The sequence below is a fragment of the Pararcticibacter amylolyticus genome (genome assembly GCF_003130405.1).
Taxonomy (GTDB): Bacteria; Bacteroidota; Bacteroidia; order Sphingobacteriales; family Sphingobacteriaceae; genus Arcticibacter; species Arcticibacter amylolyticus.
Map to the genome: position 1 here is coordinate 72,973 of NZ_QEAS01000014.1, position 17,576 is coordinate 90,548.

At 45.0% G+C, this 17,576-nt stretch carries 13 protein-coding genes; 8 read left to right on the top strand and 5 right to left on the bottom strand.

The genetic code is table 11. The features are described from left to right. Positions 1–62 precede the first annotated feature (62 nt). The gene (gene bshA, locus DDR33_RS16875) at positions 63–1,205 is read right to left on the bottom strand and encodes an N-acetyl-alpha-D-glucosaminyl L-malate synthase BshA (protein WP_109416979.1); all 1,143 of its coding nucleotides are present in this window, start codon (positions 1,203–1,205) and stop codon (positions 63–65) included. 100 nt (positions 1,206–1,305) lie between these two features. Continuing rightward, complete coding sequence (locus DDR33_RS16880) at positions 1,306–3,075, bottom strand: serine hydrolase domain-containing protein (protein ID WP_238387841.1); 1,770 nt, start codon at positions 3,073–3,075, stop codon at positions 1,306–1,308. Positions 3,076–3,694: 619 nt separating this feature from the next. Here DDR33_RS16880 and mutL point away from each other — a divergent pair. The 6 genes from mutL to DDR33_RS16910 all read left to right on the top strand — a co-directional run bounded on the left by mutL (position 3,695) and on the right by DDR33_RS16910 (position 10,784). After that, on the top strand, positions 3,695–5,548 hold the full coding sequence (mutL, locus tag DDR33_RS16885; protein ID WP_109417058.1) for a DNA mismatch repair endonuclease MutL: 1,854 nt from the start codon (positions 3,695–3,697) through the stop codon (positions 5,546–5,548). 22 nt (positions 5,549–5,570) lie between these two features. Further along, complete coding sequence (locus DDR33_RS16890) at positions 5,571–6,290, top strand: rhomboid family intramembrane serine protease (RefSeq protein WP_109416981.1); 720 nt, start codon at positions 5,571–5,573, stop codon at positions 6,288–6,290. Next, positions 6,287–7,144: a rhomboid family protein gene (locus DDR33_RS16895; RefSeq protein ID WP_109416982.1), complete on the top strand. Its 858-nt coding sequence runs from the start codon at positions 6,287–6,289 to the stop codon at positions 7,142–7,144. The genes DDR33_RS16890 and DDR33_RS16895 overlap by 4 nt, the downstream gene beginning before the upstream one ends. A 68-nt stretch (positions 7,145–7,212) precedes the next feature. Next, positions 7,213–8,256, top strand: coding sequence for an endonuclease/exonuclease/phosphatase family protein (locus tag DDR33_RS16900; protein WP_158280780.1), 1,044 nt, complete (start codon positions 7,213–7,215; stop codon positions 8,254–8,256). 57 nt (positions 8,257–8,313) lie between these two features. After that, complete coding sequence (gene cysS / locus DDR33_RS16905) at positions 8,314–9,774, top strand: cysteine--tRNA ligase (protein WP_109416984.1); 1,461 nt, start codon at positions 8,314–8,316, stop codon at positions 9,772–9,774. Between the two features lie 155 nt (positions 9,775–9,929). After that, entirely contained in the window at positions 9,930–10,784 is an 855-nt protein-coding gene (locus DDR33_RS16910; RefSeq protein WP_109416985.1) for a hypothetical protein, read from the top strand. A gap of 51 nt (positions 10,785–10,835) precedes the next feature. Here DDR33_RS16910 and DDR33_RS16915 read toward each other — a convergent pair whose 3' ends face one another. Both DDR33_RS16915 and DDR33_RS16920 read right to left on the bottom strand, forming a co-directional pair. Then, positions 10,836–11,798 carry an AAA family ATPase gene (locus DDR33_RS16915; RefSeq protein ID WP_109416986.1) on the bottom strand — a complete coding sequence of 321 codons (963 nt, stop codon included), beginning with the start codon at positions 11,796–11,798 and terminating at the stop codon, positions 10,836–10,838. Positions 11,799–11,805: 7 nt separating this feature from the next. Next, complete coding sequence (locus DDR33_RS16920; RefSeq protein ID WP_109416987.1) at positions 11,806–13,161, bottom strand: peptidylprolyl isomerase; 1,356 nt, start codon at positions 13,159–13,161, stop codon at positions 11,806–11,808. Between the two features lie 936 nt (positions 13,162–14,097). Between DDR33_RS16920 and DDR33_RS16925 the strand changes: the two genes are divergently transcribed. Both DDR33_RS16925 and DDR33_RS16930 read left to right on the top strand, forming a co-directional pair. Beyond that, positions 14,098–14,616 (top strand): hypothetical protein, encoded by a 519-nt coding sequence (locus tag DDR33_RS16925; RefSeq protein ID WP_109416988.1) that lies wholly within the window; start codon positions 14,098–14,100, stop codon positions 14,614–14,616. A 36-nt stretch (positions 14,617–14,652) separates the two neighbouring features. Beyond that, positions 14,653–15,249 (top strand): non-canonical purine NTP diphosphatase, encoded by a 597-nt coding sequence (locus DDR33_RS16930; protein ID WP_238387842.1) that lies wholly within the window; start codon positions 14,653–14,655, stop codon positions 15,247–15,249. A 22-nt stretch (positions 15,250–15,271) separates the two neighbouring features. Here DDR33_RS16930 and DDR33_RS16935 read toward each other — a convergent pair whose 3' ends face one another. After that, a complete protein-coding gene (locus DDR33_RS16935; protein ID WP_109416989.1) occupies positions 15,272–17,461 on the bottom strand; it encodes an OstA-like protein in 2,190 nt (729 codons plus the stop codon). Positions 17,462–17,576 lie beyond the last annotated feature (115 nt).

Sequence of the window (17,576 nt, forward strand, 5' to 3'; positions counted from 1 at the left end):
CCTGGCAATTAGTAAAAGTCCCCACAGGAAGCTAATGGCTAATTGCCAAAAGCCAACTGCTATTATTTCACCGCCATTCGGCTCCCTTCCAGTACCTCACGGTAAAACGACTCGTACTGGGGCAGTATCCGGCTCAGGTCGAATTCTTTAGCTCTCAAAAGGGCGTTTTCTTTGAAGGTATTAAGGCGTTCAGAATCTTCCAGGATATATGCCGCATTTCTTGCCATTTCCTCAACATCTCCCGGCTCGCTTAAAAAGCCGGTCACGCCCGGTACATTCAACTCCGGCAACCCGCCTGCATTTGAAGAAATAACAGGCACCTTACAGGCCATAGCTTCCAGTGCCGCCAGTCCAAAACTTTCAGATTCTGAAGGCATAAGAAAAAGGTCGGCGACCGACAAAATCTCCTCTACCGCGTCTTGTTTACCCAGAAACCGGACATTCTCACACACTCCAAGCTCCCTGCAAAGTTGTTCGCAGTTTACCCTGTCAGGGCCATCTCCCACCATCAGAAGTTTAGAAGGAATCTTCTCCTGAACTTTTTTGAAAACGCGGATCACGTCTGCGGCCCTTTTAACCTTCCTGAAGTTGGAAGTATGCACAAGAATGCGCTCGTTAAAAGGGGCAATTGCCTTTTTAAAATGATCTTTCCGTTTATGACTGAACCTTTCAAGATCGATAAAATTAGGAATTACCCTAATATCCTTCTCCACCTCGAAATGACTGTATGTAGCTTCCCGTAAATGCTCGGATACCGCCGTTACGCCGTCAGACTGATTGATAGAGAATGTCACAACCGGCTTAAACGTCACATCCTTTCCCACCAGGGTAATGTCGGTACCGTGCAAAGTAGTAACCACAGGAATATGAATCCCATACGTCGCCAGTATCTGCTTTGCCATAAAAGCAGCAGAAGCATGAGGAATGGCATAATGAACATGGAGAAGTTCAAGTTTTTCGAACCTGACAACATCAACAAGCTTACTAGCCAGAACCAACTCATAGGGGGGGTAATCAAAAAGGGGATATTGAGATACCGAAACTTCGTGGTAGTAAAGATTTTCTGAGAAGAAATCCAGCCGTGCAGGCTGGCTGTAGGTGATAAAATGCACCTGGTGTCCATTATCGGCGAGGGCCTTGCCCAGTTCAGTTGCCACAACCCCGCTCCCGCCAAATGTAGGATAACATACAATTCCGATCTTCATTCCACAAAATAAAGAGAAAAACATGAAGAGATTGTTTCTCCTCCGTAAATTCTTCCGGCGCCGCGAACAATATTTTTACACTCTCTTATGAGTGCTGCCTCTATTGACCTTTACTGATCGCCTCATATATAACATCCTGAATCCTCGGCCTGATCCGGAGACTGCTTATTTTGTTGGCAGGCTGGTCATTCAGCCTGTTGGATAGGAAGATATAGATCAGGTTGGATTTTGGATCTACCCAAATGCAGGTTCCGGTAAACCCGGTATGGCCATACGTTTCAGGCGATGCAAGTTCCGATGGATACCGGTTATCCCGGTCAGGGTCCCACCTGTCAAATCCCAGCCCCCGCCGGCTTACCTTTGATTGTCTCGAAGTAAACAGGCTGATGGTAGAAGGCTGAAAAAACTGCTTTTCTCCATAAGTACCCCCGTTAAGCATCATCTGGAAAAGAATGGCCATGTCGTTTGCAGTAGCAAAAACCCCGGCATGGCCCGCCACGCCTCCTGCAAGTGCCGCCCCCTGGTCGTGGACATACCCCTGCAGCAAAGTCTTTCTGAAATAAGTATCATTCTCAGTTGGCATTATCCTGCTTTTGTCAAACCTCAGGCGCGGGTTATAACCTGCCGTCTGCATGCCCAGCGGACGGTAAAATTGCTCCAGCACATAATGATCGAGCTTTTCCGAGGTAAGATATTCAACAATCTCCTTCATAAAATACATACTGAGATCGCTGTATTCATATCTGCCTCTTGCACGCAAACCGGAATTGAGCATTCTCGGAAGCATTACATCCTCATAATAGCCCTTTCGTATATAATAATTATCGGCAACCTTAACGGGATAGGCTTCCGAAGAATCGCGGCTGAAGTCGCCGGGCCTGATACTATTGTGGAAGGGAATATATGGAACAAGACCGGCCTCATGAAGCATCAGTTCACGAACAAGGAGATTGTTCTTATTTGTACTTCTCGCCAGGGGGAAATATGCTCCGATAATCGTATCCAGCTTAAGCTTATTCTCTTCGTACAAACGCATAGCCGCCATAGTAGTCGAAGCAATCTTACTGACAGATGCCAGATCAAATATATCATCAATGCGGGTAACACGGTCATCGCCATAGGTATGAGTACCATAAGCCCGGTCAAATATCACCTTGCCATCTTTAACCACCATGACTACTGCACCCGGTGTAGCATGCTTGCTGATCGCTTCTGCCACAATATCATCTATAGGCTTTAAATTTCGCGAATCAATTCCTGCATCTTCGGGGATCGCATATTTAAGTCGGGTGACAATCGTACTATACCCGCTCCCCCTTTTATACTTCAGGGACACATCCAACGTGAGCCTCGCCGAAGCAGCAACGCCACCAAAAAGAAGCTGAGCTGTAAAATTGGCACTTCCAGGGTTGTTATTCGCAGACCATATCACCGGAAAGTCTGCCCCGTCGAGCATTTTAAGAGAAACAGGATCACCGTACAGTACCACTACTACCTGCCGGGTCTTCCTTAAATCCTTAAGGAAGACCCTGTTGACATTATCAGCAATGGATTGGCCCGTCAGCTGAACAATTACCGTATTGTACAGCTTAAGATCCGAGCTAAGCTGATCCCGCCTGCCCGGGGGATAAGCAGAAGCGGAAAACCTGCCCACCTCCGTGTACTTATTCAGGATACTATCAAATTCGGCAGCATAAGCAGTACCCAGATTAACGCTTGCTATCCTCTTTTCCTCCAGGTTACGAAAGGGTATTATCCCATTTTCATTGTTCAGCAGGACAGTCGACTTTTCAGCCTGACTCATTCCGCCCATCCAGTCATCGCCGGCACTCCGGCAATAAAAGCCCGGGGCGGTGAAGGCGACAAGCATAAAAGATATAAAAAATAACACGCAACGCAGGCAGTCTTTCTTTAAGCAGGATATCATCGTAACTCTTACTTTTTAAGTAACGTGGATAACCGTAAGATGTATCCACTTCAGGCGGGAACATCCATTCAGATCATCACATACTTCATTTAGCTGGTAAAATAACGAAGTTTAAAACTAATTGTTATAAAAAACAAAAAGCCCGGAAAATTCCGGGCCTGGTTAGTTTGAGTGTTTTTCCCATCTACTAAAGTACCATCTGTCCAGTAAGCTTTTAACGATATATGGCTTAAAATCTGTACTATGCCTTTGGTTAAATTAGTATTAGTTGTTGATTAAGAGTTTGTAAATATGAAAGTCAATATAATAATTGGATTATGCAAATAATATTTCCAAAAAAAATAAAAATACATGCCTTTTTAGCCGTCTTTCGCCAAGCTCCGGCCATCAGTATTGAGAAGAAAAGATTTATGTCACAGGTATTTATGTATTCATAACGTCGGCATAAAGCATTTATTATATGCAGATCTTTTTTTATTTGCTTTATTCTCTTGAGGAAGAACCTGATTCCTTAAACCGGAAAGCCAATGGTTTTTTATTTTTACTTTTGTACATATATACTATGTCTGATATAATACAGCTATTACCGGATTCTGTTGCCAACCAGATTGCAGCCGGCGAAGTGGTTCAACGGCCCGCATCGGCAGTGAAAGAACTGATAGAGAATTCGGTGGACTCCGGAGCAGGGAAGATACAACTCATCATTAAGGATGCGGGAAAGTCGCTTATCCAGGTAATTGACGATGGGTGCGGAATGAGCATTACCGATGCCAGGATGTGCTTTGAGCGTCATGCAACTTCCAAGATCCGCAAGGCAGACGACTTGTTTGCCATACGTACAATGGGCTTCCGGGGCGAGGCGATGGCGTCGATAGCTGCTATTGCCCAGGTAGAGCTAAAGACAAGGCGGCATGAAGATGAACTCGGTACACTGGTTTGCATTGAAGGGTCGGAGGTTATTAAACAGGAACCTGTTTCATCACCTGCCGGAACCAGTATCTGCGTCAAGAACCTGTTTTATAACACTCCGGCAAGACGTAATTTTCTTAAAGCTAATCCTGTTGAACTACGCCATATCATTGATGAATTTCAAAGAGTGGCACTTGCACATCCTGAAATACATTTCACGCTCCACAGCGAAGGAAACGAGCTCTTTCACTTACCCAAAGCAAGCCTTAAGCAGAGAATCGTTCATTTGCTGGGCAGTTCATATAATCAAAAGCTTGTACCGCTTGAGGAAGACACCAGCATTATTAAACTAAAGGGATATATAGGCAAACCCGAATTTGCCAGAAAAACGAGGGGAGAACAATTCTTCTTTGTTAATAAGAGATTCATAAAGGATCCCTATCTCAACCATGCAGTATTAACTGCATATGAAGAACTGCTACCCGAAGACAGTTACCCGCTATACGTGCTCTTCATTGAAATTGACCCGGCAAATATTGACATCAATGTCCATCCCACTAAGACTGAAATAAAGTACCAGGATGAAAAAGCCATTTATGCCATCATCAGATCAGCAGTAAAACGGTCTCTCGGGCAGTATAATATCACTCCAACACTTGATTTCGACCAGGAAACCGGATTCAGTCATATGATCTCGCAAAAAGCACCTGAAGATATAGTACCCCCGCAGATCAGTTTCAATCCAAATTTCAATCCTTTTCATAGTGAACCAAAATCAGACAGGGCTTCTGCCTATGCACGTTCATTTGGAGAAGAACAGAAAGGAATCCCCAACAACTGGGCCTCCCTTTATGAAATTGTGGAGCCGGACAATCCTGTACAGCAAAAGATAGAGCTCCCTGAAGAAGTGCAAAACGGGGCTCTGCCCAACAAAAATACGGAGAAGCAACTCTTTCAATTACACAACCGCTTCATTATCTCTCAGATAAAAACGGGGTTCATGCTGATTGATCAGCAGGCTGCACACGAAAGGATCCTCTACGAACGCTTTCAGGCACAGCTTGAAACCCATCAGGGAGCAAGCCAGCAAAGCCTGTTCCCCCAAACAGTGAACCTCTCCCCTATGGACTTTGAACTCGTCAGGGAACTATTGCCCGACATTCAGGCACTGGGGTTCCAGGTCAGAGAATTTGGAAAAAACACCTTTGTTGTAGAGGGAATTCCAGCTGATATCAGCTCCAATGTCAGTGAAGTGGAGATGCTTGAACATCTTATTGAAGGATTTAAAAACAACTTCACTGTTTTAAAATTAGATAAAAGAGATAATTTAGCACGCACATTGGCCAGAAATGCCGCGATACGGACAGGGACAAGGCTCTCACAGGAGGAAATGAACAACCTCATTGATCAGTTGTTCGCCTGCCAGACACCCAATATATCCCTGTCAGGTAAGCCGGTGGTTATTAAGTACTCCATGGAGGAGCTTTTACAGAAATTTGAAAAATAATACGCTTTTTGCAAACACATAAATGAACAGTTACAGACCTTCCCCACTTGCCAATATATCTCCTGTTGTTAAGAATCTGCTTATCATTAACGGGATATTTTTCCTTGCCACTCTTTTATTTAGTGGCAATCCCAATATTCCGATGGTCCGGTGGTTCGCTGTATTCTATTTCGACTCACCAGCTTTTGAGATCTGGCAGGTTGTAACCTACATGTTCATGCATGGAGGATGGGCCCACCTCCTCTTCAATATGTTCGCGCTTTACACGTTTGGTTCTGTGCTCGAATATATGATGGGCTCAAAACGCTTCCTTAATTTTTACCTGATTACCGGGCTCGGTGCCCTGGCTCTTCAGTACGCTATTCAGGCCCTCGAACTCTACAATATTACCGGATATGTTGCCATTCCCGATAATTTTATGCTCGATACTCTAACGGCTGATAATATCTCTAAAATAAGGGAGATTTATTCCAGTCCTATGCTGGGAGCTTCAGGAGCGATCTTCGGACTGCTGACTGCTTTCGGCCTTTTATTCCCTAATGCCGAGTTGATGGTATTTTTAATTCCGGTTCCTGTAAAAGCAAAATACTTAATTCCCGTTTATATCGTAATAGAATTATTCCTTGGTGTGGCTCAGTTCAGCGGCGACTCAGTCGCTCATTTTGCTCACCTTGGAGGAGCATTGTTTGGGTTTATTTTAATAAAGATCTGGAAAATCCGTCGACCGGGAGGATTCATATGAGAAAGTCAATAGGCAACGAATTATGGTATAAAATGGTACAGTCGGGAAGCAGGCTGAACTTGTTCATAGGCATCAATGCCATCGTATTTGTATTAATCGGGCTATTGAATGTGGTCGAGTTCCTGTTTATGCGAGAATCTCCTTTAGCAGGCCTCATCACCAGTTACCTCTCCGTCCCGGCTTATCTTCCCGCCCTGGCAGGCAAGTTCTGGACACCATTTACTTATATGTTTGTCCACGCCGGCCTGTTTCATTTCTTCTTTAACATGCTGTGGCTCTACTGGCTCGGACAAATATTCGAAGACTTCCTGAATACGCGCCAGTTTACATTCACCTATATCGCCGGCGGATTAGCCGGAGCACTGTTGTTTGTTTTGTTTTTCAATATATTTCCTGCGTTCAGTCAGACAATTCAGTATTCTATGCCTCTGGTTGGCTCTTCAGCCAGCGTAATGGCTATAGTGGTGGCTACTGCTACCCTGCTGCCCGATTATGCGATACGGCTTTTATTCTTCGGAAACGTAAAGCTTAAATTCCTGGCTATAGTATATATTATCCTTGACATCATTGGAATCGCCGGATTTAACGCAGGCGGAAGTATAGCTCACCTTGGGGGGGCGCTGCTTGGTTTCGTATTTATTAAACAACTGCAATCAGGCAATGACTGGAGCAAGCTTCTCAGCCGTAAGAAGAAACTCAAAGTAATCCGGAATAATGCCCATTCGAAGAACCACAATAATATTCCTGACCAGGAAGTGATCGACAACATACTCGACAAGATCTCAAAATCAGGATATGACAGTCTGACGAAAAAAGAAAAAGAGCAGCTGTTCAAAGCCAGTAACAGGGAATGAAGCGCAGGCGAAAGAAAAAAGAGATAGGTTTTATCAGTAGAACAGCACGCACATTTAATTTATTTTTTGTGTCGCTGCTGTTGCTGAGCTACCTTGCATCCTTTGTAAACCCCTCTTTCTTCTGGCCTATAGCTTTCCTGGGTCTCGCTTACCCCTTCCTGCTGTTAATAAACTGTATCTTCATCGCATACTGGCTAATAAGAAAGCCCGTCTACGCTCTTTTCTCCGTAACAGCGATTCTGATCGGCTGGAAATTTCTCTTCAGCACCATAGGATTCAGAGAATCCAGGGCCATCATAGTCCCGAAATCATCTGAGGATATGATCCGGGTAATGACCTGGAATATTCATAACTTCCGGCCTTTTAATCCTGTAAACAATGAAGGTGCCGTAAAGAGAGAGATCCTTGATGTCATCAGACGGGAACAGCCGGATATACTTTGCCTTCAGGAATACTATTCCAAACGCCGCGGCGAAAACAACATGAAAAGGATCATATCCGAGCTCCTAAATTCAGAGCATTACTATATCTATGAAGATTTTAGTAATGAATGGGAAATTCAGGGGATGGTGTTCTTCTCAAAGATCCCCATTACCAACAGCGGATCGATCTCATTTCCCAATACAGACCGTGGAAACGAAGCCATCTTTGCCGACTTTTTATATAATAAAAAGAAATTCAGGGTATATAATATTCACCTTCAATCAATCAGGTTCCAGCCCGAAGATTATGAATATATCAAAAGCGGAAAGAAGACCGATGTCGAATCCTCAAAGCGTATCGGCGGAAGACTGAAGAAAGCCTTTATTAAACGCAGTGAACAGGCGCTCCTTGTTAAATCCCACATAAAAAACTGCAATTCTCCCTATATCATTGCCGGAGATTTCAATGACACACCTGTCTCTTTTGCTGTTAACACCCTTTCGGGGGGCATCAATAACACTTTCCGGAAGAAAGGCAGCGGGTTCGGCATCACCTATAATGGCGATTTCCCTAACTTCCAGATAGATTACATCCTTGCATCCAAAGAATTTGACGTAAAGAGTTACCTGACAGTAAGGAAAAAGCTATCTGATCATTATCCGGTCATAAGCGACCTGGAGCTCCGCTGAGCCCGTATCCCCCAGTCATAGTCCATGAAAACTGACAAAATTTAGTACTTTTGCCCAATGGAAAGCAACCTCGTTGTTTATAATACTTTAACAAGAAAAAAGGAATTATTCGAGCCATTAAATCCTCCCTTTGTTGGGATGTATGTTTGTGGCCCTACCGTATATAGTGATGTACATTTAGGAAATTGCCGCACATTCATCTCTTTCGATCTCATGTACCGCTATCTCCTGCATCTGGGATACAAAGTCAGATATGTCCGCAATATCACTGATGCTGGCCACCTGGAAGGCGACAGGGACGAAGGTGACGATAAGTTTTCAAAGAAAGCAAGACTGGAGAAGCTCGAACCGATGGAGATTGTCCAGAAGTACACGATTGGCTTCCATGATGTAATGAGGCTGTTTAATACGCTTCCGCCCAGCGTGGAACCAACGGCTACCGGACATATCGCCGAGCAGATAGAGATGGTGAAAGAGATCATCGAAAATGGATATGCCTACGAAAGCAATGGCACGATCTATTTTGACGTGGAGAAGTACAGTAAGGAATATAACTATACCGCATTAACCAATAGAAATATTGAGGAATTGCTGGCCAATACACGCGATCTCGGCGGGCAGGATGACAAAAAAGGCCGTCTTGATTTCGCTCTGTGGATTAAAGCAAAACCCGAGCACATCATGCGCTGGCCATCACCCTGGGGATGGGGATTCCCCGGATGGCACATTGAATGTTCAGCCATGAGCAGTAAATACCTGGGTTCTACGTTCGACATTCACGGCGGAGGAATGGACCTTGCGGCCACCCACCATACAAATGAAATAGCTCAGTCGCAGGCCTGCCACCATAGCGAACCGGCCAGGTACTGGCTCCACACAAACATGCTGACAGTGAACGGCACCAGGATGTCTAAGTCTGCTGGTAACGGGTTCCTCCCTGGTGAATTATTCACGGGAAGCCACCCTCTGTTAACACGCGGGTATTCGCCAATGACAGTAAGGTTCTTTATGCTTCAGGCTCATTACCGCAGTACTCTCGATTTTTCTAATGAAGCCCTTGAGGCCTCAGAAAAAGGCTTCAAACGATTGATGAACGCCTGTGCCCTGCTTAACAAGCTTAAGGCATCTGAAGTTACAGATGTGGATATAAACTCCATCAGAACAAGATGCTACGAGGCCATGAATGATGATTTCAACAGCCCTGTGGTGATCGCTGAGCTATTTGAAGCAGCAAGGATCATTAACAGTATCAACGACGGCAAATCATCTGTAAACGCCGAAGGCCTGGAAAGCCTGAAGTCCCTGATGAACGATTTTGTGTTTAACGTCCTTGGCTTAAAAGAGGAAACTGCAGAGACAGACGATATTGGAAAGCTTGTCGGGTTTATTATTAATTTGCGGCTTGAAGCGCGGGCAAACAAGGATTATGCAACTTCAGACCGGATCAGGAATGGATTACAGGAACTCGGAATCCAGTTAAAAGACAGCAAAGAAGGAACCAGCTGGAGTAAGATCTGAGGCCGGTTAGCAAATTCGGCTGACCGGGCTATCCATCTGGTATTAATCCCTGTAAATTCCGGATGTTTGCAGGGACAAACATTTTTTCTGAATTGCCGTTATCGGTCAGACAATGAATAACGTTCAGAAAACACCGCTGAGCATTAACAAAACACATGAAGGTATCTTTCAGTCTATTACTTTTACTTACCCTGCTTACTAAGTTATATTCTCAGGAACCTGAGGACAAGGTAGGTCAGGTACTTGCCGCAGAGAATTATTTCAATGCTATTGCACAGAATAAAGGATTAAAAAAAGCTTTCCTGGATGTCTCTGACGAGAACACACGGGTGTTCAGGCCGGGACCGCTTTTAGCCCGGGAATACTATAAGGCCCAGCCTGATAGTTTAGGCTACCTTTCTTTAGATCCCATTTATGCGAAAATCGCTAAGAGTGCCGACTGGGGATTCACCTGCGGCCCCTACGTCTTCAAGAGAAGCAACACGGACGCCCAATCCTTCTATGGCACTTATGTGTCAATATGGAAGAAGAATAAGAGGAATATCTGGAAATTAGCATTTGATGCCGGCATCTCTCACAAGAAACCTGCGACAGAATTAAAGCGGACGTACATCAGCCCTTCCAACCAGACGTTTCTCCATCAGAAATCCAACAGCCGGCTTAAACAACGTGAAGATATTGTCCTTAGCTCTGACAAGCTGCTGTCAACTGTAACGAAAGCGGATAACCGGATCGCGCAGAATGAATTCCTGACAGAGAACAGCTGGCTCCTGTTTCCCGGCACAGAACCGCTGATAGGAAAGAAGGCCATTATGGAATTCTGGAAAAGCAAAGGATATAAAGCAATCACAGAACCTGCCATGGCCGACCGCGCCTACAGCGGTGAAATCGCATGCACCTATGGCGAAGCAAGTATCCTAGCCAAGAAATACCATTATCTGAGAATATGGGAGGTACAGCCGGGATATAAATGGAACGTGATTCTTGAGCTGTTCACAGAGGCTGAATAAACCAGTTTAGATCTATTTATTAAAGCAATGGGCAGGCTATTTTAAGGCTTCTTAAAATAGCTTCCGGATTATTTGTTCAGTTGAAATTCCCTCGGCTTCTGCTTTATAGTTCCTGACGATCCGGTGCCGCAGGATCGGTTCTGCAATAGCCCTGACGTCCTCAATATCCGGTGAATATTTACCTGATATAGCCGCATGGCACTTAGCTCCCAGCACAAGGTACTGAGATGCCCTGGGCCCCGCTCCCCAGCTAAGATACTTATTCACTTCCTCTGTTGCCATAGCAGTCCCCGGGCGGGTCTTAACCGCAAGGGAAACGGCATATTCAAGCACGTGGTCCGTTACCGGAATATTCCGGATCAGGCTTTGAAAATACTGTATCTGTTCTGCGTTCAGTATCTTCTGCAAAGAAACTGATTTATTTATGGTTGTGTTCTTTACAACACGTAATTCTTCCTCAAACGAAGGGTATGAAAGCATGACGTTGAACATAAAACGATCAAGCTGCGCTTCAGGCAAAGGATAGGTTCCCTCCTGTTCAATGGGATTCTGAGTGGCCAGGACAAAAAACGGACGCGGGAGCGGATAAGTATTCCCGCCAACTGTTACAATTTTCTCCTGCATTGCTTCGAGCAATGCAGCCTGCGTTTTCGGAGGCGTCCGGTTTATTTCGTCTGCAAGAACGATATTAGAAAATACAGGCCCCTTTAAAAATTTAAAAGTCCGGTCTTCACCCAATATCTCAGAGCCGAGGATATCTGAAGGCATCAGGTCAGGAGTAAACTGGACACGGTTATAACTCAGATCAAGTACCTGTGCAAGCGTATTCACCAGGAGTGTTTTCGCCAGGCCGGGCACGCCTACGAGCAGGCAATGACCATTACTGAATATAGAGATCAGGACTGACTTCACCACATCATCCTGACCGACAATTACCTGCCCTATTTCCTGGCGGATCCTTTTATAGGATTCGCTTAATGCATCGATAGCCTCAATATCCGAGCTGTACGCCATACCATCTTTACTTTGCCTGCACCCACATCTTCAGGTCTGCACATTCCTGAAATTCAGGATCTATTTTGATATAAGTAGACTCGCGGCGCTTCTCGAACCATTCGCTTACCCTTCTCTCAACCTTGTCTTCGTAAGCCATATCTTTTATTTTAGGAAAGTCCTGCTCAAGATTAGCCTTATGGGGATCCGTTTTGGATTTAAGGTATACAAACCTGTAACCTCTCTTACCATCTCTCGCTGTAAACTGGAAGGGCTTTGAATAAGATCCCACCTTCATGGTATCGATAGCAAAGAATATAGAGGGATCAAGTTTATCAGTAGGAATATAGGTAGTACGGGATTGAACATTCTCCGCGTTCATCAGCATACCACCATTGTATTTAGTATCGTTATTATCAGAATAAAGGGAAGCAGCTGTAGAGAAAGGCACCCTTTTGCTCTCTACCGCCTGGTAGATACTATCGATCTGCAATTTTGCCCGGTCAAGGCTCGCAAGCGGAGCTTCCATTTTTATCAGCATATGTCTGGCATGAACCTGCTCCCCTCTCCTTTCTATTACCTGGAGGAAATGAAATCCATACTCTGTTTCAAACACCGAGGACAATTCACCGGGCTTAAGCCTGAATGCATTTGCCGAAAACTCTTTTACCATGCTTGTACGGTCGAAAAAGCCAAGATCTCCGCCTTCCGCAGCAGACCCCGGATCCTGTGAATATAACCTGGCGAGAGTCGCAAAATCCTCTCCTGCCTTCACTCTGGCACGTAAAGCCTCCGCTTTATTTTTAAACGACTCCTTTTCTTCTCTTGTGAGTTTGGGATATATCACCACTTCTCCCACTTCTACCTCTGCATTATAATCAGGAAGGCTATCTTTCGGAATAGTTTCAAAATAGCGCTTCACTTCAAGGGGAGTTATTCCAATATTTTCCGTGATCTTCCCATGCATCCGGTTGGCCACCAACTGCTCTCTCACATCAGGCCGTATCTCCTCTTTATACTGTATAACCGATCTGTTAAGAAACTGCTCAAGCTTTTCCTGGCCTCCTGCACGTTGAATAAACACCCGCATTCTCCTGTCCACTTCATTCGTTACCTCATCATCCGTTACAGTCACGGAGTCGATCACAGCCTGCTGGGTAAGGAGCTTCTGGGTAAGCATCTGCTGCAGGATCTGGCATTTAACCCTTGGATCTTCGGGTTGTCCCTGAAGTACGTAGTTCGAGTACTCCCTTTCAATATCGGAAAGAAGAATGATATTATCCCCAACCACTGCAGCAACTTTATTAATAACCGTTCCCTGCTGAGCAAAAAGAAAGTTTACTGACGCAAGTAATACAATAACTATCCCTGAAATTTTTCTCATTTAAATAATTGTTTTTTTCAATGAATCACCACGTTAAGACAATTCAAACATGGCGTTCCTCATTGAACCAGGCATATCCGCCCTACGCTATTTCCTTGTAAATATGCAAATTAAAATCCCGCAAACTTAGATGAAATTGTCCTATATACAAAATTTCGCCGCAACAGTGTATAAAACAATTTCCTCAATCCCGCCGCACTCCGCTGAAGAGCGGGGATGCCCCACTTAATCATTCTGTCTTTTCCAACAGAAATGAAGCGTTTTACAGCCCTTAAAGGTACCTTTTTAATTCCCGTTCTAGTAATAACGCAAAGGTCATTTAACTATTTTTAACAGAACAAAGTATTATTTGCATCGCCATCTCCCGCACCAGAACGGCATTGCACAACCATCAGGTATTCCTGCAATCCCTCCCGCGTTTCATAAGAACGAAACAGGGCGATGCATTTTAATATCAAATGGGGAAGAAACGAGATAACCAAAGGCAGAAGCGCCTCCGGCAGCAGTAAGGCTGACCGCAGACGGCAGGAAGAATTTTCCCTACCCTTATGGGCCACGCTCGGACCTCTGGTGGGGATGAGAGCACAGTGAGTGCAGGGTGAGAGCACGTTGAGTGCACCTTTTCCTGGTAAAAGGTGCACTCAACGTGCTCTCATGGTTCTCTTACTCTGCATATATCCGGGAGCGGGCCCCCAGAGGGATCGGCCAGGGGCAGAATAGTTTCCAGAACTGTCCCCTGTCAAGTATAGTACTTTCTGTCAACAAAATCAATTATGATAGTCCCTGCGTGCGAAACACAATTTAGATTGGAATGAAATCAGGGACGAGAGCGAAGTGCAGCAGTACATCCGCAAGCGGCTCCCCTGCATGAATGAGTTATTAATTGTTTTCAGATTCGTTTTTTACGACATTTGTGCCGGAACCAAATAAGTTAAAATGTCAGAATTGAAAACATCTGATCCTGCTGCTCTTCACTTTCTGATGACGGATGACTTGTTCAGTATCAATGAACCGCCCATGCCTGCAGAAGAACCGCACAATCAGGTACCCGAAGAGCAGAGAAAAGAAGAAGCTCTGGTATTTGACTATCAGGGCGATAACAACAGATATATACTCCTTCTTCACCATTCTCCCGGCCAAAAACATATGCCGGCAAATGAGTTTGACGCTCTCCAGAGTATCCTTTCGGCGAAAAAAATGGAGTTGAAAGACATCGCGCTGGTCAACTTAGCGGAATATCCGGGCGCATCTTTTGACAATTTGAAAGCCTATTTTGCCTGTAGCAGTATAATTCTGTTCGGGATCCCTCCGCAAACCTTGAAAATGCCGGAACTGCCAATGAATGTAATAACATCATGCAATGGTGTAAAAGCATTATTCACCTATAATTTCGGAGAAATGCTTGGCAGCAATGATAAAAAAAGGCTTTTCTGGAATGAAATGAAGAAGATATAAAAGCGCTGCCCGGATCAGCACTATTACAAAATATTTATGAGCTCAGTAACAAACATTCCCTACCTGGTATTTGCAACAAACAATCAGCATAAACTGGAAGAAGTACAGGCATTAACGGGAGAAAAATTCCGGATCAAAACTCTTCAGGAGATAGGATGTCACGACGATATTCCCGAAACGGGCGTTACATTCCAGGAAAATGCCTCGCAAAAAAGCAGATACCTGTATGAAAGGTTCCATGTGGATTGCTTTGCTGATGATTCCGGTCTTGAAGTAGACGCACTGAACGGAGAACCAGGAGTATACTCGGCCCGTTATTCAGGAACAAGGGATTCGGAAAGGAACCTGCAGCTCGTGTTGGAGAATATGAAGGGAGTTCCAAACCGGAAAGCAAGGTTCCGTTGTGTGATTTCTCTGATCTTTAAGGGAGCTGAGTATTTTTTTGAGGGCACCGTTGAAGGAACGATCACCGAAGAGATGACCGGAGCCTCGGGGTTTGGGTACGATCCAATTTTCACTCCCGACGGATACACAGCAACGTTTGCTGAAATGAGCCAGGAAGATAAAAACGCGATCAGTCACAGGGGAAAGGCGATTACTCAACTGGTGGAGTTCCTCAAAAAACAGGCATAGCTACCCCACTTACCGGCAGGCATTATTTAGTGATCTTACGATCAGTGCCGGCTCCCCGGCCAGTCGTATCAGGCTTCACGGGCGCTGCCGGCTTTGGCAAAGGTTGCTTAGGGGGTGCAGGCCTGGTTACCGAAGTCCCCGTTGCGGATTTTCCGCCCGTACTTGCAGGTGCACCTTTAGATGCCGGAACAGGGGCCTTCTTCGCAGGAGGTGCAGACCTCTTTCTCGGGCCAGGAATAATTTCTTCCTTTGACTTAGGACGATCTTTGGGCTTCCAGATAAATCCATCAAGGATCTCGATGTCCTTTGGCATATTTTCAATCGGATAGTACTTACCTTCGGGCTTCCGTACAAACATCACCTGCTGCAGCTTATTGTCGCCAAAGGTAAGCCGCATTCTGCTGCTTAGTGACCGGTTCATCCCCGTATACGCGCTGTCTTCCAGGGTATAATAAATACTCTCCGCGTTTCCGTCCACAAACATGCTTTTGAGCCTGCTGTTTTCAAACAGGCCTGTGATAACCTTCCCCTTTACCTGGTTAAATTTAGTCGAGTCTCCCTCTGTACTAACAACGAATCCGTTGTGCTGCAAAAGCATATTATCCAGCTTCCTGTTTTTCATCTGCATGTAAATCGTATCAGCGGTAAGCTGAGATCCCTGGGTCCAGATGATCGGATTTTTATACGTCCTGATAATGGAGTCAGCATAGCTATAGAAGGCAGAATCTGATCTCGACTGAAGGTCGGACTTAAATATCTTGACCTTATGAAAGGCGTAAATTACTCTTACTTTAACTGTATCAGCCGGGTTTATCGGCTTCTTAGCTAAGGAATCTTTTTGAAGTACCTTTTTCGACGCACTGTCAGCCGCCGTAATGCCGGGTTTAGCTGCCTTTTTTACAGTGTCTGCCAGCCGCCCTTTATTAGTGGGAGGCACAACCCGCTTTAATGAATCAATGTGCTTTAATGAATCCGTTTTGACAGCTACAGAATCTGTTGCTCCGGGAGATTTGATAACATCAGGCGGACGCGTATTCTTTAACGAGTCTGTTGCAGGAGTTACATCGGCCGTTATGTTCTTCTTCTTTCGCTTTCTTCCCTTGCCTTTTTCCTCCGGCGCGGCTACGGGAGGCGCTGCAGCAGCCGGCTTCGGTAGTGGATTCTGGACAGGCACTACGATGCCTTCGCCCTCTATCACAGGGTCTGTACTTATTTCAGCATCAGATTTGAGCTCCTCGTTCGTGGCAGAAACAAATTCTTTCATTGGAATGAGCTTCGTCCTGAGGGTATCAGCAGTCATCCATATCGAATCTACTTTTGCCGAATCCTGTTCTGTTTCTATGACCACATAGGCATTTCGCGTTACCAGTGCGCTCTCGTCACCCTTCCGGTAAATCCCCTGGTTACCTTTCAAAGTGACCTTTTGTTCTGTATCTGTAAAGGTTATGTTATTAATAGCCTTTCCGAAGCCCGCCTTTCCATCATAGAAAAGACTGTCTCCTTTAAGCGATTTTGTGCCTTCTGTATAGAGGTTGTTTTTTCCGAACCATGCCTGGTCAGTCAGAGTATTATACCGCCCGTTTTCTGTATATAGTTTTGACTGTTTATTCTGTCCTTTGCCATAAATATCGGTAGGCCCGTAGAACCACGATATTTTAGACTCTGTATTATATTTAAGAGTGTCTGTTTTGATTAAAGCATCAGGGGTATTTACTACTACATCATATCGGAAATAGGCATCCCTCGTATTAGCAAAATAGTATCCGTTTTTGCTGGTTAATACATTCTGACCATTTTCTATCTTGCCCCCCCCTATATAGGTACCGATTTTTGTACCCATATTATAGGTGAGATAATTAGTTGTAAGGATAGCGTCTTTATCAACCATCCTCACATTGTGGGTAAGGATGGCAATACGGGTGTTTCCATCGTAGTTCAGCAGGTCTGAATAGATCACTGTACCGTCGGGCTGCGTAATTACCACATGTCCATATGCATCAAAAGCGTTTCCCGCCTGGTTATAATCGGCACTGTCCGCTGCAAGGGTTGATCCTTCATGTGTAAATACCGGACGGATAAACCGGGCGGCTGAAGTTGATGATTCTATCCCTTTGACCAATAGCGAACTGGTAAGCTGAATCTGGCTTCGACGTTGCGCAGATACCTTCAGTACGGCAGTTAACAGAATAAAAAGAAAAGCAATTTTTCTCACGGTGCAAACTTATGTAAAATTCCTTTATTCGCTGCTGATAGCAATTAGTAAACAGTGGCCGAAACGCATTGCCGGTTAGCTATCAGAGTGTGCGGGTCGCGGCATCCAGCTTACC

What these genes read in the sequence shown, in the direction of transcription:
- DDR33_RS16880 (WP_238387841.1), bottom strand. Translation starts at nt 3,075, where the DNA reads ATGCTTGTCGCCTTCACCGCCCCGGGCTTTTATTGCCGGAGTGCCGGC.
- DDR33_RS16890 (WP_109416981.1), top strand. Translation starts at nt 5,571, where the DNA reads ATGAACAGTTACAGACCTTCCCCACTTGCCAATATATCTCCTGTTGTT.
- mutL (WP_109417058.1), top strand. Translation starts at nt 3,695, where the DNA reads ATGTCTGATATAATACAGCTATTACCGGATTCTGTTGCCAACCAGATT.
- DDR33_RS16925 (WP_109416988.1), top strand. Translation starts at nt 14,098, where the DNA reads ATGTCAGAATTGAAAACATCTGATCCTGCTGCTCTTCACTTTCTGATG.
- cysS (WP_109416984.1), top strand. Translation starts at nt 8,314, where the DNA reads ATGGAAAGCAACCTCGTTGTTTATAATACTTTAACAAGAAAAAAGGAA.
- DDR33_RS16895 (WP_109416982.1), top strand. Translation starts at nt 6,287, where the DNA reads ATGAGAAAGTCAATAGGCAACGAATTATGGTATAAAATGGTACAGTCG.
- DDR33_RS16910 (WP_109416985.1), top strand. Translation starts at nt 9,930, where the DNA reads ATGAAGGTATCTTTCAGTCTATTACTTTTACTTACCCTGCTTACTAAG.
- DDR33_RS16920 (WP_109416987.1), bottom strand. Translation starts at nt 13,161, where the DNA reads ATGAGAAAAATTTCAGGGATAGTTATTGTATTACTTGCGTCAGTAAAC.
- DDR33_RS16915 (WP_109416986.1), bottom strand. Translation starts at nt 11,798, where the DNA reads ATGGCGTACAGCTCGGATATTGAGGCTATCGATGCATTAAGCGAATCC.
- DDR33_RS16930 (WP_238387842.1), top strand. Translation starts at nt 14,653, where the DNA reads ATGAGCTCAGTAACAAACATTCCCTACCTGGTATTTGCAACAAACAAT.
- bshA (WP_109416979.1), bottom strand. Translation starts at nt 1,205, where the DNA reads ATGAAGATCGGAATTGTATGTTATCCTACATTTGGCGGGAGCGGGGTT.